This is a genomic window from Amycolatopsis sp. NPDC051061 (assembly GCF_040682935.1).
Lineage (GTDB): Bacteria > Actinomycetota > Actinomycetes > Mycobacteriales > Pseudonocardiaceae > Amycolatopsis.
In genome coordinates this window covers 80,326-95,896 of the sequence record NZ_JBFBBZ010000024.1, presented here as the reverse complement: position 1 = coordinate 95,896, position 15,571 = coordinate 80,326, and the positions used below count along the sequence as shown (strand labels likewise).

Below are 15,571 nucleotides of genomic sequence, written 5' to 3'. Positions count from 1 at the left end.
GGAGACGGCGGACGCGCACGACCACGGGCACGACTACTCCCTGGCCCACCTGACCGCGCTGAGCCTGTCGCCGCCCGAACTGGTGGCCGCGGCGGCGAACGCCGGCTATCGCTACGTCGGCCTGCGCCTGACCCGGGTGACCCGAGAGGAACCGCACTACCCGCTGGCCACCGATCCCGCGCTCATGCGCGCGACGAAGGCACGCCTGGCGGCCACGGGTATCGGGGTCCTCGACATCGAACTCGCCCGAATCGGCCCCACCGACAAGCCCCGCGACTTCCTGCGCGTCCTCGAAGCCGGCGCCGAACTGGGCGCACGGCACGTCATCACGCAACTCCCCGACCCCGATCCAGTTCGCAAGGTCGACCATTTCACCGAGCTGTGCGACCTGGCCCGTCCGCTCGGCCTGACCCTCGACCTGGAGTTCCCGTCCTGGACCGAAACCGGCGACCTCACCGAGGCCGTCCGCGTCCTGCGCGCCGCCGGCCGTCCCAACGCGGGTCTCCTCCTCGACGTATTGCACTTCGCCCGCTCCGGCTCCAGCATCGACGAACTCGGCGAGCTACCACGTGAGTGGTTCCACTTCGCCCACGTCTGCGACGCGCCCGCCGAAATCCCCGCTACGACCGCCGGACTGATCTACACCGCCCGCTTCGAGCGCCTGTTCCCCGGCGAGGGCGGGCTCGACGTGCCCGGCATCCTCGCCGCTCTTCCACCCGGAATCCCGTACACCCTGGAAATACCCCGCGCCATGCTCGTCGCCCAAGTCGGCGCCAGCGAACACTCCCGCCTCGCCCTCGCGGCCACCCGGCGCCACCTCAACGCGGTCAGCCCGGCAATCGGCGTCGAGCATCTTCAGTAAGCTCCAGTGCGCCTGCCGAGACGACTGAGTTTGCTTCGCCACCACCGACGTCAGCCCCGGGCACACCTACCACGACCAGGTCGCCGCCTACGATGGTCATCCAGGGAGGTCTTGGTTGGCCATGACGACTGGTGACACACAGCCGGGCGAGGCCGGTTCAGGTGAGCCGCCGCCGTCGACTCTGCTGTACCTGATGAAGCAGGTCGAGCTGTCCGTACGCGCCGAACTCGACGCCCTCGTCCGCCCAGCCGACATCACCACGCTGCAGTACACGGCCCTGACCGTCCTCGAACGCCACCCCGACCTCACCGCCGCCCGCCTGGCCCGGCACTCCTTCGTCACCGACCAGAGCATGGCCGACATGGTGACCACACTGCTGAACCGCGGGCTGATCGAGCGCCATCGCGACCCCGCCGATCGCCGCCGCCTCGTCATCGCCCTGACACCCGCCGGCCACCGGCTGCTCGACCGGCTGCGGCCCCAGGTGGCCGCACTGCAGGACCGCATGGTCTCGCTGCTCTCCGACGGCCAGGCGAGCGACCTGCACCACTCGCTGGAGCTGTGCCGGCGCGCCTTGCGCGAGGACCGCGTGGAACCTGGGCCGGCCTCCACGCAATAGTCAGGAAACCTGTACATCCGGTTTTCGGTATGGTTGGCTTCACAACCGTGAGTGACACCGTCGCCTCATCCGGCCCGTCCGCGCCCGTGGAACTCCGGCGCGGCACATTGGTAGCGGCGGCGGCCGCTGTCGCGGTCGCCCAGATCGGCCTGTCCATCCCGGCCGTCATCAACGGCTTCATCAACCAGGACCTGCACACCTCCTCGACGACACTGACCTGGATCTCCGACGCCTTCCTGGTTCCGGTGACGCTGCTCGAGCTGTCCTTCGGCGTGGTCGGTGACCTCTTCGGACGCAAGCGGCTGCTGGCCATCGGCGCCGCACTGATGGCCGTGGGCGGGCTGCTCGGCTTCTTCACGCCCAGCGGCGGCACCGGCGTGCTCATCACCAGTCAGGTGATTTCCGGCGTCGGAGCCGCGGCGCTGTTCCCGACGTCGATAGCGATGCTCGCCGCAGGCACCCAGAGCGTCCGGCGACGCGCGCAGTCCATCTCCATCTGGGCCGCCGCCCTCACCGGCGCCGGGTTCGTCTCACCGGTACTGGCCGGCCTGCTGGCCCGCATCCACCACTCGGGCGGCGAATACGCGAGCTGGCGCTACGCCTTCCTCGCCATGGCGGTCCTGGCCGTGGTCAGCTGTGTGATCACCCTGGTGGGTGCGCAAAACTCCGCCGCGCCGCTGGGCCGGTCCCTGGACTGGCCAGGCCAGATCACCATCGCGGTGTCGCTGTTCGCACTCCTGTACGCGGTGATCCAAGGAGCCGAAGACGGCTGGGGCAGTCTTCCGGTGGTCGGCGGGTTCGTCGTCGCCGTCGTGTTCATGGCGCTGTTCGTGGTCATCGAACGCCGCGTGGACCGGCCACTGATCCGCCTGGAACTGTTCAGCAACAGGATCTTCACGGTCTCCGCCGTGGTGACCGTCGTCGGCATGTTCGCCTACCTCGGCACCGCGTACGCGACCAGCATCCGGCTGTCGGCCATCCAGGAGTACACCCCGCTCGCGACGTCCATCGGCTTCTTCTGCCTCAACGTGATGGGCGTGCTGCTGTTCCCCGTCAGCACCCGGGTCGTCGAACGCTTCAGCCCCGGCGTCGTACTCGGCACCGGGATGACACTGATCGGTATCGGCGACTTCGTGCTCGCCGCCATTCCCGCCACAAACCTCTCCATCGGGGCGGTCGCCGTGCCGCTGCTGGTCATCGGCGCCGGATTCAAACTCGCCGTCACCTCGATCACCGTGGTCGCCGTGAACAGCGTCCCGACCTCCAAAGCCGGCATGGCCAGCGGGGCGACAAGCATGCTGCGCGACGGCGGCCTGACGCTCGGGCCCGCCATCGTCGGCGCGATCGCGCTGACGACCGCCGCGAACGCGATCAACACCGAAATCGCCTCGTCCCCCTCCCTCCAGTCCGCACTGGACACCTTCTACGCCTCGCCGCAACACGTCCCCGCCGCACAACGCCCGGAGGTCGAAGCGGCCGTCCACGCGGTGAAATCCGGCCCACTCGGGCAAAACGGCGTCCCCGCGCAGGTACCCGGACCCGACGGCACCCTGATCCCGTTCAACCCCCTCAAAGACGTCGCGTTCCACGCGCTCTCCCACGCCTACTCCGTCGGCTACCTCGTGTGCGGCATCGCCGCCGCGGCGGCCGCGCTCATCGCGTTGACGATGCTGAGAGGACAGCGAACCCAGGACGTGTTCATCGAACCCGACACGGACGAACGGCACTGAACGAAGCCGGCACGCGACGGAACTGACGGCGTTCACCGCGGCAACGATCACCGGTTCTGGAGCGGCCCGATCCTGCGCACCGGGTTGCCCCACACCAGGCTCAACGGTCACTCGAGCCCGTAACGCCGCAGCTTCCGATAGAGAGTCGCGCGGCCGATGCCGAGCAGCGTTGCCGCCTGCACGCGGTTGCCATTTGCCGTGAGCAACGCGTCGGAGATGGCCGAGCGCTCGACTTTTTCCAGCTCCGTAAGGCGCGGGTGCGCAGGGGTTGAGCGCAGCCGTCCCGGTAGGTGGCGCGCGCTGACGGTCGGTCCGCCGGCCTCCGCTCCCGCCGACGCCATCACGGCCTTCAACTCGGCGAGGTTGCCGGGCCAGTCGTGTCGCTGCAGGGTCACCCGCGCGTCCTGCGTGAGGTGCACACCACCGCCGAACCGCCGTGCGAGCTCAGGGATGTCGGCCGTCCGCTCACGCAGGCTCGGTACCAGAATTTCGACCGGCGACCATCCGGTGCGCAGCACTTCCGCGCAGGCCGAATGGCTACCGGTGGTCAACGTCGCGATCACCCGCGCGGAATGCTCCTCGGCGAGGAGAGCAGCGAGCCGAGCGGCGAGACTGCGGCGCAGGCGTTCGACGTGACACAGCAGCACAGCGGGCCGCGCGAGCGTCTCCCTGACCTCCGCCAGCCAGCTGTCGTCGTCCGCCGCGTCGAGGACGACGGGATCGCCGAGCACCGCTCGAGCGACGTCGGCTTTGCCCACACCCGGTTCACCGAGCAGCAACATCGGCCGGGTGCTCGCTCGCGCCACGGACCGCTCCAGCGAGCGCCAGGCCGGCGAACTGCCGGACAACCCCGCGTCCGCGAAGAGCGAAAGCCTGGCGCGACGGCGTTCGGCACGCGGCTGTGGTGGGTCGACGACGACCAGCACGGCCCCGCTGTCACCTGGTATCGCGGGGTGGAGGTGGACCTTCACCCCGTCGTCCAAGATCAGTTCGGTCGTCGGCAGCGTGCCGTCCCTCGCCGCTTCGATCGCGTAGGACTCCAAGGTGTCGATGTCGCGAGGCCGCAACAGCGCGGCCGCGGCGTCGCTGACGAGCCTCGTCCGGCCGTCCAGCACGGCGATCGGGTACCGGCCGGGCCCGGCTCGCAGGTAGGCCTCGAGCAGGCGGTGCTCGTGCGCCGACGCGGCATGCACCAGCTCGCGCTCGATCGCACCGGTCGCCGTGGTCGTGATCGCGTGCAGCACTCGCAGCGGCGCGTCGAGCTCGCACACCACCGCGACCGCGCCGATGACCTTCCGGGTGACCGGGTCGGTGACGGGGGCACCCGCGCACACGGTGTTCTGGTACAGCTCGAAGAGGTGCTCGGGCCCGCCGACCACGAACGGGCCGCCCGTGTCCAGGACGTGGCTGATCCCGTTGGTCCCGGTGGAGCGCTCCGACAGGTCCGTCCCCAGGCGGGTGCCGATCCGGGCGAGGTGGGCTCCCACCGCTTCCTCGTCGGCCCAGCAGCCGACGACGCGGGCGTGCCGGTCGCCGAGCACCAGCGCGGCGCCGAGCCCGGCCAGGTCGCCGGCGAGCTTGGCCAGCACCGGTGTCGCGGCGCGGACCAGCGGGGTCTCCAGCGAGACGGGAACGGCGGGCACGTGGTCGCGGGTGACGTCCAGTTCGGCGAAACACGACCGGCGCCACGCCTCGGACAGCCACGCGGGCAGGTCTTCCGGCAGCTTCCGGTCGGTCAGGAAGAGTTCCCTGGCCTGACGCAGGCGGGCGACCCCGTCTCGTGTTTCGATCTCGTAAGCCACCCGTTGTCACTCCATTGTGGTCGCCGGACTGCGTTCCGTACCCGGCCGACCGGCCCGGCTGTCTCATTGTGAGACAACCGCGCGCGGCGCCGGCTCGTCAAGGTGAGTGCATGACGACAGATTCCGTAGCCCCCCGGGAGAGTGCCCGGCCCGCGCCGCTCACGTCCGCGGACGTCGAAACCGATGTGGTCGTGGTGGGCGGCGGCGGGGGTGGCCTGCCCACGGCGCTGTTCAGCCGGTGGCTCGGCAACGAGGTGGTCCTGCTGGAGAAGGCGCCCGAGCTCGGCGGCACGGCCCGCAAGGCCGCGTTCTGGTACTGGGTGCCGGACAACGAGCCCATGCGCGCACTCGGCATCGAGGACCGGTTCGAGGACTTCCTCCGCTACGTCGCGCGCCTCTCCCAGCCGACCCGGTACGACCCGGGCAGCCCGACGGCCGGCCTGACCGAGTGGGAAGCCGGCATGGTGCGCGCCATCCACACGAGCGCGAGCCCCGCCGCCGAGCTGCTCGCCGAGCGCGGAGCGCTGACCTACCGGCATTGCCCGGACGTGCCGGACTACTGGTCGGAGCTGCCGGAGGACAAGGCGCCGACCGGCCGCGTGCTGGTGCCCGCGGACGCGCGGGAATCGATGTCCGACGGGGGTGCGTGCGCGGTGGCACAGATGTCCGGAGCGGCCGAGCGCGACGGTGTCGACGTGCGCACGGGACACCGGGTCCAGCGGCTCGTCCTCGACGGCGGCCGCGTCGCCGGGGTCGAGGCCACGACCGCGGACGGGACCACCGTACGAGTGCTCGCGCGCAAAGGCGTCATCTTCGCGACCGGCGGCTTCACCCACGACGACCAGCTGCGCCGCGAGCACCTCGGCGTGCCGGCCTACCCGGGGTGCGCGGCGATCACCAACGAGGGCGACTTCCTGCGCATCGCTTCGACGCTGGGCACGCAGCTCGGCACCATGAACCACGCCTGGATGTGCCCGGTGCCGCTGGAGAAGGTCGGACGGCCCGACCTGGTCGGCATGTTCTCGGTGGCCGGCGACTCGATGATCTTCGTGAACCGGCACGGCGAGCGCGTCGCCAACGAGAAGCTGCCCTACAACGAGGCCGCCCGGACGTTCTTCCACTGGGACCCGGCCACCGGGAGCTACCCGAACCTCGTGCTCGTCCAGCTCTGGGACCAGCGCAGCCAGGACCACTCCGCCAGTGACGAGTACGGCCGCCTGATCGTCCCGGCGGGCGTCGACGACTCGCACGTGCTCGAGGCGCCGACCCTCGACGAACTCACCACGAAGATCCGCGAGCGGCTCGCGTCCCTCGCCGCCGAATCCGGCGGTTTCACCATCGCCGACGACTTCGCCGCGAACCTGCCGCGGACGATCGACCGGTTCAACGTCTTCGCCGCGAGCGGCAAGGACGAGGACTTCGCCCGTGGAGAGACCGCGATCCAGCTGGTGTTCAACGGCCCGGTGAAGGACGAGCCGGGCCGGGCCAACCCGACCCTGTGGCCGATCAGCACCTCCGGGCCGTACTACGCCGCCTTGGTCACGGGCGGCACCCTGGACACCAAAGGCGGCCCGCGCACCGACCACGACGGGCGGGTACTGGACGACCTCGGCGCCCCGATCCCCGGCCTCTACGGTGTCGGCAATTGCGTGGCGTCGGCGTCGGGGCGCGCCTACTGGGCGGGTGGTGCGACCCTCGGGCCGATCATCGCGTTCGCCTACCGGGCCGCCCACGCTGTCGACCGGGCCTGACCGGCCTTCCCCGGCGGCCGCCGGCGTCACGGCCGGTACAGCCGCGCGAGGGTGGCCATGTCCTCCTGGCCGAGGCCCGCCTCCTGGGCACGCCGCACGACGCCGGCCGCGGTGCCGACCGTCGGGGCGTCGCGTCCCAGGTCGGCGACCGCGGCGAGGAACAGCTCCAGGTCCTTGCGCACCAGGTCGACGGCGAAGGCCACCGGTGGCAGGCCGTCCGAGAGGAAGGCGTCCCGCTTGTAGTGCACGTACGGCGCGGCGATCACGGATTCGCCGATCGTGTCGTACGCCGTCCGCAGGTCGATGCCCGCGCGCGTCGCGGCACCCAGCACCTCGGCGAGGGTGGCGTTGAAGGTGTGCAGCAGCGCGTTGAGGCAGAGCTTGAACGTCGACGCGGCGCCCACGGGTCCGAGGGGGATCGTCTTCCTGCCCAGGTGGCGCAGGACCGGTTCCGCCGCGGAGAGGTCTTCCGCCGCGCCCCCGAACAGCACCGTCAACGTCCCGGCACGGGCCGCGCCGACCGAGCCCGACACAGGTGCCTCGGCGAACCGGACCCGCCGCCCGGCCAGCGTTTCCGCCACCTCGCGGGAGATCCCGGGGCCGGACGTGCTCATGTCGAGCACCAGCGTGCCCTCGCCGAGCACGGCGGCGACGTCGCCGAGAACCGTGCGCACGGCCGGGCCGTCGGCGAGCATGGTGATCACCACCTGGGCGCCGGTCACGGCCTCCCGAGCCGAAGCCGCGACGCACCGCGCGGGGATCCCCGCCCGCTTCGCCCGTCGAGCGTCGCGGTTCCAGCCGGTGACGTCCACGCCCTCCTCGATCAGGCGCAGCAGCAGCTGGGAGCCCATCGCGCCCAGTCCCAGCACCGTGACCTTCATGATCGCCTCCCGGGATCGATGAGAACCTTGCCGTCCACTCCCCCGGCGGCCAGCCGGGCGAGGCCGAGATCGGTGAGCTCGGCCAGCCCGATCACGGAGTCGAGCAGCTCGCCGCCGAGCACTCCGGCGGCGAGGATGTCCAGGGCCGGGGCGAGGTCTTCGCCGCACACGTGCGCGACGGTGGACTCGACGGTGATCTCCCGCAGGACCAGGCCGAAGAGGTCGACCGCCGGGGCCTGCTTGGGCAGCCCGACGGCCAGGACCCGGCCGCCGTCGGTGACCATCCGGACCGCGTTCTCGAACTGCCCGGGCGCGCCGCTCGCCTCGATCACCACGTCGGCGCCGCGTCCGCCGGTCTGCTCGCGCACGGCCGTGACGACGTCTCCGGCGGCGTCGATGGTCCGCGCGGCACCAAGCCGGCCGGCCCGCTCCAGCTTGTCGCCGGCGAAGTCGATCACCGTGACCTCGGCGTCGCCCAGGTGCCGCAGCCCGGCGAGGACGAACGAGCCGATGGCACCGGCTCCGATGACGACCACGGAGTCTCCGGGCCGGACGCCCGCCCGTCGCGCGGCGTGCAAGCCGACGGCGAGCGGCTGGGCCAGCCCGGCGTGGTCGAGGGACACCCCGTCCGGGATCCGCCGGAGGGTGCCCGCGGGTGCCGCGACGTACTCGGCGAGGCCGCCCGGTGCGTTCAGCCCGAGCGTGTAGTACCCGCGGCACAGGTTGGTGCGGCCCTCCTGGCAGCGGTCACACCGTCCACAAGAGACACCCGCACCGGAGGCTACCAGGTCACCTGCCGCGAACCCGCCCGAGCCCTCGACGACCTCACCCACGAACTCGTGGCCGATGACCATCGGGCCGAGGTGTCCGCTGCCGGGGTGGCGCCGGGTGAGCGGCACCATCTTCGGGCCCGCGGCCCACTCGGTGGCGTCCGACCCGCAGATCCCGCTGCGCCGGACGGCGAGCAGGACCTCACCGTCGCGAGCCCGGGGCACGGGCACCTCTTCGATTCGGACGTCCTGGCGACCGTGGTAGACGGCTGCGCGCATCGTTTCGGTCACCGGGTTGCCCCGAACTCGAGGTGCACCTTGATGTTCTTCGCCGTGTCGCGGGAGGCGGCGATCGCCTCGGCGGCGCGTTCGACCGGGAACCGGCTGGTCACCAGGTCGGCGAGGTCGATGCCGGCGCGGTTCATGAACCGGAGCGTGTCCGGCCAGACTCCGGGTGACCCGGCGATGCCCCGGACGCTCAGCTCCTTGGACTGCAGCAGGCCCAGCTTCGCCGGCGAACTGCCCCCGACGTCGATGCCGACGTAGACGACCCGGGCACGATGGGCGGCGACCTCGAGCGCGTCGGCCATCACCGCCGTCCGGCCGGTCGCCTCCACCACCACGGTGCCGCCCGTGCCGCCGGTCGCCTCGGCCACCTGGTCGGCGATGGGTGCCGCGGACGGGTCGAGGACCACTTCGGCGCCCAGCTTCCGCGCCGCCTCACCGCGCCCGGCCGCCGGCTCGACCGTGATGGTGCGCGCACCCAGCGCCGCGGCACCGGCCGTGACGCCGAGCCCGATCGGCCCGGCCCCGAACACCACCACGGTGTCGCTGGCGTTGACGTTGCCCGCCTTCACGAGCGCGTTGTACCCGCAGCTGAACGGTTCGACCAGCGCACCGTCGGTGAAGGACAGCGAATCGGGCAGCCGGTGCAGCCAGGCGGGCTTGGCCACGAAGAACTCCGCGGCGGCCCCGCTCACCGAGAAGCCGAAGTGGTCGTCGCCGATGACGCACTCCCCTACGACGCGGTCGCCCACGGCCAGGTCCGTCACCGCGGCGCCGGTCTCGGCGATCTCGCCCGACCACTCGTGGCCCGGGATGATCGGGTAGGTGAACGGGATGATGTAGCGGCCTTCGAGCAGTTCGATGTCGGAGTGGCAGATGCCGACCGACCGGGCCGCGACGAGCACCTCGTCGGGGGCGATCCGCGGCACCTCCAGGTCGTCGACGGACAGGGTGTCCGCGGCGGTGAACCTCAGGGCTTTCATCGTCGAACTCCCCTTTCGTCGGGTGGAGTGGCCAGCTGGTCGGCGATCGCCCGCAGCAGGGCGGCACCGTCCAGCTCGGCGGGCGCGGTAAGCGTCAACGGCACGCGGGTCCGCCAGGCCAGCGCCGGTTCGCCGTCGGCGAGGCGCACGGGCACGACGTCGAGGGCGGGCACACCGGCGGCGAGCACGCTCTCGCCGGGCGCCGCGACCGGGACGGTCCGGACTCCCGGCACCGAGCCGGCCACGAGCCGCGGCAGCGATCCGAGGCCGGCGTCGGACCAGACCCGCGCCACGGCGTCGTCGAGCAGCGCTGTCAAGCGGTCCGGCGGCACGTCGGGGACGACGGCCGCGGCTTGGTGCACGGCCGCCGGCTCCGCGGGTTCGGCCGTGGCGGGCCGCGCGTCCAGCAGCGCGGTCAAGATCCGGAAGGTGAGCCGGTGCGGACCGATGTCGAACCGGGCGGGGTCGACGCGCCGCTCGTGCAGCAGCCGGCGCACGGCCGGGGACCACGGGCCGCCGCGCGGCGTGGCCGGCCGGGGGTACGGGACGGTCACGCTCATCCGAGCCTCTTGCGGATCGTCTGGACGATCCGGTCCACGCTGGGGATCACCGAGTCCTCCAGCGCCGCGGCCGACGGCAGCGGCACGTGCGGGGACGTGATGCGCACCGGGGGCGCGTCGAGATCCCAGAACACCTCGTCGGCGGCCAGGGACACGATCTCCGCGCCCCAGCCGAGCAGCTGCGGGTTCTCCTCCACGGTGAACAACCGGCCCGTGCGGGCCACCGACCCCAGAATCGTGTGGGTGTCCAGCGGGACGAGCGACCGCACGTCGATCACTTCGAGGTCGATCCCCTCGTGGGCCAGCGCCTCGGCCGCCTCGACGGCGCGGGGCACCATGAGCCCCAGTGCGAGCACGGTGGCGTCCGTCCCGGGCCGCCGGACCGCGCAGGTCCCGAGGCTGTCGACGATCTCTCCGTCGGGCACCTCGCCCTTGCTCGCGTACATGCCCTTGTGCTCGAAGAAGAGCACCGGGTCCTCCGAGCGCACCGCCGCGGCCATCAGCCCGACGACGTCACGCGGGGTCGACGGCGTGACGACCTTCAGGCCGGGCACCGCCATCGCCCAGTTCTCGATGGACTGCGAGTGCTGGGCCCCGAACCGCAGGTTGCCGCCGTTGCCGGTCTTGATCACCAGCGGCAGCGTCACCTGGCCGTTGGTCATGTACCGGGTCTTCGCGATCTGGTTCACCACGATGTCCCAGGCGACGGCGAAGAAGTCGGAGAACATGATCTCGGCGACCGGCCGCAGTCCCGTCATCGCGGCGCCCATCGCGGCACCGAGGATGGCCTGTTCGGCGATCGGGGTGTCGATCACCCGCCGCGGGCCGAACTCGTCGAGCAGGCCCGGGGTCGTCTTGAAGACGCCACCGGCCCCGGCGACGTCTTCGCCGAGCAGCAGCACCCGCTCGTCGCGGCGCATCTCCTGCGCGATGCCGCGGGCGACGGCCGCGCGGTAGGTCAGTTCCGCCATGACGATCCTCCGTCGGCCCACACGTCGGTCAGTGCCGCCGAACCGTCGGGTTCGGCGCCGCTCTGCGCGATCTCGGTCGCCTCGTCGACCGCGGCGGCCACCCGGGTGTCGATCGCGTCCAGTTCGGCATCCGGTACCCCGATGCGGGCGAGCCGGCCGCGGTAGACGGTGATCGGGTCGTAGTCGAGCCACGCCCGCACCTCCTTGTCCGGCCGGTACTTCCCCGGATCGGCCCGCGAGTGCCCGCCGTGGCGGTAGGTCGTCGCCTCCAGCAGGCACGGGCCTTCGCCCGACCGCGCGTGGGCGAGCATCTCCCGGGCGGCCAGGTACACGGCGTCGACGTCGTTGCCGTCCACCGTGCGGGCCTCGAGCCCGTATGCCGCCGCGCGGTCGGCCGCGGGGCGCGCGACGGCCGTGATGTCGGCGATCGCCGTGTACTCCATGTAGAGGTTGTTCTCGCAGACGAAGACGATCGGCAGTGCGTACACAGCCGCGAAGTTCAGGGCCTCGTGGAAGGCGCCGATGTTCGTGGTGCCGTCGCCGAAGAAGCAGACCGCGACCTGGCCGCTGCCGCGCAGCTGCGCGGACAGGGCCGCGCCGTTCGCGATCACCAGGTGCGCGCCGATGATCGCGTACGAGCCGAGCATGCCGTGCTCGACGCTGGTCAAGTGCATCGAGCCGCCCTTGCCGCCGAGCAGGCCGGTGGAGCGGCCCATCAGCTCGGCGAGCACCGGTGCCATCGGGACGCCGCGAGAGAGCGTGTGGGCGTGGCCGCGGTAGGTGGCGAACGTGTAGTCGTCGGCTCGCATCGCCTCGCCGAACCCGGCCGAGATCGCCTCCATGCCCAGCGACAGGTGGCTCGTGCCCTTGACCAGGTTGCGCATGAACAGGTCGTACGCGCGCTTCTCGAACTGACGCAGCTCCTGCAGCCGGCGGTACAACGCACGGCGGATTTCGGGGGCGATGTCGGCGCGGTCCAGGTCGCGGTTCTCCAGCGGCGGGAGCACCACCGGGTGCTCGCCATAGGCGTGTTGCTGCAACGGCAGCGTCATGCGAGGTCCTCCCCGCGGCCGATGGGGGTGTTCAGGTGTGACTGGGCCTCGCGCGCGGTCGGCAGCACGCCGTTCACGGCGATGTAGCGCGGCCCGGCGATCAGCAGCTCCTCGGCCGGGAACTTGGTGATCACCTCGCAGCCGTCCGGGGTCACCACGAGTTCCTCCTCGATGCGGGCCGCGCCGATGCCGTCGGCCGAGGGCCAGTACGTCTCGAGCGCGAACACGTTGCCGACTTCGAGGGTCTCCGGGTGCTCCAGCGAGACCAGGCGGGAGAAGATCGGCTTCTCCCAGATGGACAGCCCGACGCCGTGGCCGTACTGGAGGCCGAACGCGGCTTCTTCGTCCGGGAAGCCGAACTCCCCCGCGGTCGGCCACACCGACACGATGTCCGCCGTCGTCGCTCCCGGGCGCACGAGGGTGATGGCGCGGTCCATGTATTCGCGCGCCCGGACGTAGGCGTCGCGCTGGGCGCTGCTGGCCGAACCGACCGCGAACGTACGGTAGTAGCAGGTGCGGTAGCCCTGGTAGCTGTGCAGGATGTCGAAGAACGCCGGGTCGCCGGGGCGGATCAGCCGGTCCGAGAACACGTGCGGGTGCGGCGAGCACCGCTCGCCGGAGATCGCGTTGACCCCCTCGACGTACTCCGAACCGAGGTCGTAGAGCGACTTGGACACGAGCCCCACGCACTCGTTCTCCCGGACCCCGGGACGCAGGAACCGGTACAGGTCGTCGTAGGCCGCGTCGACCATCGAACAGGCCTGGGTGAGCAGCGAGATCTCGTCGGCCGTCTTGACGCGCCGGGCCTCCATGAACACCTGCTGCCCGTCGGTGACGGTCACGCCCGCGCGCTGCAAGGCCGCCAGGATCGGCAGCTCGATCACGTCGACCCCGAGCGGTTCGCCCAGCAGGCCGAACTTCTCCAGCTCCCGCTTGATCTTGGCGGCCACGGCGTCGGCGATGCCGGCGTCGGGGTGGAACGCGCCGCGCAGCGTGGAGATCCCGGCGCGGGCCCCGGACTCGGTCCTCGGCCGGACGGCGCCGTGGTGCGGCGCGTGCGGGTCGGCGTCGGCCTCCGCGGTGGTGGTGGCGAGCCACGGGTTGTACAGCTGGTGGTGCTTGGCGGCCGAACCGAAGTCCCACACGATCGGGTCGGTGGCGCGGGTCAGCAGCGCGAACCGGATGAGCTTGTCCATCGCCCAGGTGCCGATGTGGGTGGCCGACATGTAGCGGATGTTCGTGAAGTCGAACGCGAGGACGGCGCCGAGGCTCGACTTGTCGAGCTGGTCGCGCAGGCGCTGCAGCCGCTGCGTGCGCAGGCGGTCGAAGTCGATCCGGGTCTCCCAGTCGACGGCGTTCGTCCCGAAGGTGGCGATCGGCATGTGCTTTCCTTTCCTGCGGCGGGAACCGCCGAAGTCGATGAGGGGTGCGGACCCGCTCAGACGAGGACCATCCCGCCCTCGATGGGGATCACCTGCCCGGTGATGTAGTCGGAGTCCGGGCCGGCGAGGAAGACGGCGGTGGGGACGAGGTCTTCGGGTTCGGCCGGGCGGCCGAGGATGATGTCGCCGGCCATCGCGTCGAACCCGCTTTCGCCTTCGCCGATCCGCTCGAGATCGCGGTCGAGCTTGTCCCACAACGGGGTGCGCACCACGCCGGGCGCGAAGGCGTTGACGGTGATCCGGTGCTCCGCCAGCGCCCGCGCGCCCGCCTGGGTCAGGGAGATCACCGCGGCCTTGCTCGCGCAGTAGGGCGCGAAGCTCGGGAAGCCCTGCCGACCGGCGATCGAGGCGGTGTTCACGATCTTGCCGCCGGTGCCCTGCCGGATGAACTGGCGGGCCGCCTCCTGGCTGCCGACCACGACGCCGAACGCGTTCACCCGGAGGATCCGGTCCCACACCGGCTCGGTGATGTCGAGGAACTTCTCCGGCTCGTTGAACCCGGCGTTGTTGAAACAGACGTCCAGCCGGCCGAACTCCGCCGCGGCGAGCGCGATCGCGGCGCGGACGTCGTCCCGGTCGGTGACGTCGGCCCGCGCGTGGACGGCGTGACCACCACTGTCGCGAATGGACTGTGCCACCGCGGCGGCCTCGGGTTCGTCGCGGTCGGTGACTACGAGCGCGGCGCCTTGCTCGGCCATCCCTCGCGCCAAGGCGGCGCCGATCCCGCGGCCGGCGCCGGTCACCAGGATCGTCCGGCCGGCCAGCCGGCCCGTCACGACCGGGCTCCGGCCGGGATGACCCGCTCCGCCCGCAGCGTCTCGAACAGCCGCGCGAAAGCGTCCAACGTGCTGGTGTAGCCGGTGAAGCCCGCCTTGCGGCTCTTGCTCATGTCGGTGAGGCACTCGACGGGCCGGCCGAGGTCGCTGTCGGTGTGCCACCAGGACGCGACCCGGGCGACGTCCGGCTCGCGCAGCCCGTGCCGCTCGGCGATCCCGCGCCACACCGGCGCGGCGTCGATCATCTGCTGCTCCAGCGGCGCCGGCTTGCCGTCGAACCCGGCGGGTGTCACGCCGAGCAGCGCCGCGATCCGCGGCCACATCCACCGCCAGCGGAACACGTCGCCGTTGGCGATGTTGAACGCCTCGTCGCGCGCGCTGTCCGTGGTCGCGGCCCAGACCATCTGCTCGGCCAGCAGGCCCGCGTCGGTCATGTCGGTGAGCCCGTTCCACTGGGTCTCCGAGCCGGGGAACCGGAAGTCACGCCCGGTCTCCCGGCAGATCTCCGCGTAGACGGCGAGGGTCATGCCCATGTTCATGGCGTTGCCGACGGCGTGCCCGATCACGGTGTGCGCCCGGTGCACGCTCCAGGTGAAGCCATGCCGCGCGGCGGCCGCGAAGAGCTCGTCCTCCTGGGCGTAGTAGAAGTTCGGCACGTCCAGCCGGGCCTCGTCCTCGTGAAACGGCGTGTCCGGCGTGACGCCGGCCGCGTACGCCTCGAACGGGCCGAGGTAGTGCTTGAGCCCCGTCATCAGGGCGACGTGCCGGGCACTGCCTCCGGCCGTCGCCAGCACGTTGCGCACGATGCCCGCGTTGACCTCGATGTTCTCCGCCTCGGTCGGACGGCGAGACCACGCGGTGAGGAACACGTGCGTCGGCGCGACGTCCGCGAGTGTCGCAGCCAGGGCGGCCGGGTCCCCGAGGTCCACCCGGACCGACCGGACCCCGGCGAGGCCGGACGGGCTGCGGGAGACCCCGGTGACCGCCCAGCCACGTCCGGCCAGCCGAGCCGCCACCGCGGCCCCGGCGATCCCGGTGACCCCGACGACGAGTGCGTGCGGAGCTGTTTCGCTCACGTTCTCTTTCC

The 15,571-nt window shown here is 71.6% G+C and carries 14 protein-coding genes; 4 read left to right on the top strand and 10 right to left on the bottom strand.

Going from position 1 to position 15,571, the window contains the following annotated elements:
• Positions 1-82: 82 nt before the first annotated feature.
• From AB0N03_RS29570 to AB0N03_RS29560, 3 genes are all read left to right on the top strand, one after another.
• Positions 83-862 carry a sugar phosphate isomerase/epimerase gene (locus tag AB0N03_RS29570; RefSeq protein ID WP_364378239.1) on the top strand — a complete coding sequence of 260 codons (780 nt, stop codon included), beginning with the start codon at positions 83-85 and terminating at the stop codon, positions 860-862.
• Between the two features lie 121 nt (positions 863-983).
• A complete protein-coding gene (locus AB0N03_RS29565) occupies positions 984-1,481 on the top strand; it encodes a MarR family winged helix-turn-helix transcriptional regulator (RefSeq protein ID WP_364378148.1) in 498 nt (165 codons plus the stop codon).
• 47 nt (positions 1,482-1,528) lie between these two features.
• On the top strand, positions 1,529-3,211 hold the full coding sequence (locus AB0N03_RS29560) for an MFS transporter (protein ID WP_364378146.1): 1,683 nt from the start codon (positions 1,529-1,531) through the stop codon (positions 3,209-3,211).
• 107 nt (positions 3,212-3,318) lie between these two features.
• On the opposite strand, the gene AB0N03_RS29555 is transcribed toward AB0N03_RS29560, so the two are convergent.
• Positions 3,319-5,013, bottom strand: a complete 1,695-nt coding sequence (locus AB0N03_RS29555) for a helix-turn-helix domain-containing protein (protein WP_364378144.1) — start codon at positions 5,011-5,013, stop codon at positions 3,319-3,321.
• A gap of 110 nt (positions 5,014-5,123) precedes the next feature.
• Here AB0N03_RS29555 and AB0N03_RS29550 point away from each other — a divergent pair, with 110 nt between their 5' ends.
• The gene (locus AB0N03_RS29550) at positions 5,124-6,764 is read left to right on the top strand and encodes an FAD-dependent oxidoreductase (RefSeq protein WP_364378142.1); all 1,641 of its coding nucleotides are present in this window, start codon (positions 5,124-5,126) and stop codon (positions 6,762-6,764) included.
• A 26-nt stretch (positions 6,765-6,790) separates the two neighbouring features.
• On the opposite strand, the gene AB0N03_RS29545 is transcribed toward AB0N03_RS29550, so the two are convergent.
• From AB0N03_RS29545 to AB0N03_RS29505, 9 genes are read right to left on the bottom strand one after another with little or no spacing between them, the layout of a single operon-like run.
• Positions 6,791-7,645 carry an NAD(P)-dependent oxidoreductase gene (locus tag AB0N03_RS29545; protein WP_364378140.1) on the bottom strand — a complete coding sequence of 285 codons (855 nt, stop codon included), beginning with the start codon at positions 7,643-7,645 and terminating at the stop codon, positions 6,791-6,793.
• Positions 7,642-8,706, bottom strand: coding sequence for an alcohol dehydrogenase catalytic domain-containing protein (locus AB0N03_RS29540; RefSeq protein ID WP_364378138.1), 1,065 nt, complete (start codon positions 8,704-8,706; stop codon positions 7,642-7,644). Before AB0N03_RS29540 ends, AB0N03_RS29545 begins: the two co-directional genes overlap by 4 nt.
• Positions 8,703-9,683, bottom strand: coding sequence for a zinc-binding dehydrogenase (locus AB0N03_RS29535; protein ID WP_364378136.1), 981 nt, complete (start codon positions 9,681-9,683; stop codon positions 8,703-8,705). Before AB0N03_RS29535 ends, AB0N03_RS29540 begins: the two co-directional genes overlap by 4 nt.
• A complete protein-coding gene (locus AB0N03_RS29530) occupies positions 9,680-10,243 on the bottom strand; it encodes a hypothetical protein (RefSeq protein WP_364378134.1) in 564 nt (187 codons plus the stop codon). The genes AB0N03_RS29535 and AB0N03_RS29530 overlap by 4 nt, the downstream gene beginning before the upstream one ends.
• A complete protein-coding gene (locus AB0N03_RS29525) occupies positions 10,240-11,214 on the bottom strand; it encodes an alpha-ketoacid dehydrogenase subunit beta (protein ID WP_364378132.1) in 975 nt (324 codons plus the stop codon). The genes AB0N03_RS29530 and AB0N03_RS29525 overlap by 4 nt, the downstream gene beginning before the upstream one ends.
• A complete protein-coding gene (locus AB0N03_RS29520) occupies positions 11,202-12,266 on the bottom strand; it encodes a thiamine pyrophosphate-dependent dehydrogenase E1 component subunit alpha (RefSeq protein ID WP_364378130.1) in 1,065 nt (354 codons plus the stop codon). The genes AB0N03_RS29525 and AB0N03_RS29520 overlap by 13 nt, the downstream gene beginning before the upstream one ends.
• Entirely contained in the window at positions 12,263-13,648 is a 1,386-nt protein-coding gene (locus AB0N03_RS29515; protein ID WP_364378128.1) for a Xaa-Pro peptidase family protein, read from the bottom strand. The genes AB0N03_RS29520 and AB0N03_RS29515 overlap by 4 nt, the downstream gene beginning before the upstream one ends.
• 56 nt (positions 13,649-13,704) lie before the next feature.
• Positions 13,705-14,484, bottom strand: a complete 780-nt coding sequence (locus AB0N03_RS29510) for a glucose 1-dehydrogenase (RefSeq protein WP_364378126.1) — start codon at positions 14,482-14,484, stop codon at positions 13,705-13,707.
• Positions 14,481-15,560, bottom strand: coding sequence for an SDR family oxidoreductase (locus AB0N03_RS29505; protein ID WP_364378124.1), 1,080 nt, complete (start codon positions 15,558-15,560; stop codon positions 14,481-14,483). Before AB0N03_RS29505 ends, AB0N03_RS29510 begins: the two co-directional genes overlap by 4 nt.
• Between the last annotated feature and the right edge of the window lie 11 nt (positions 15,561-15,571).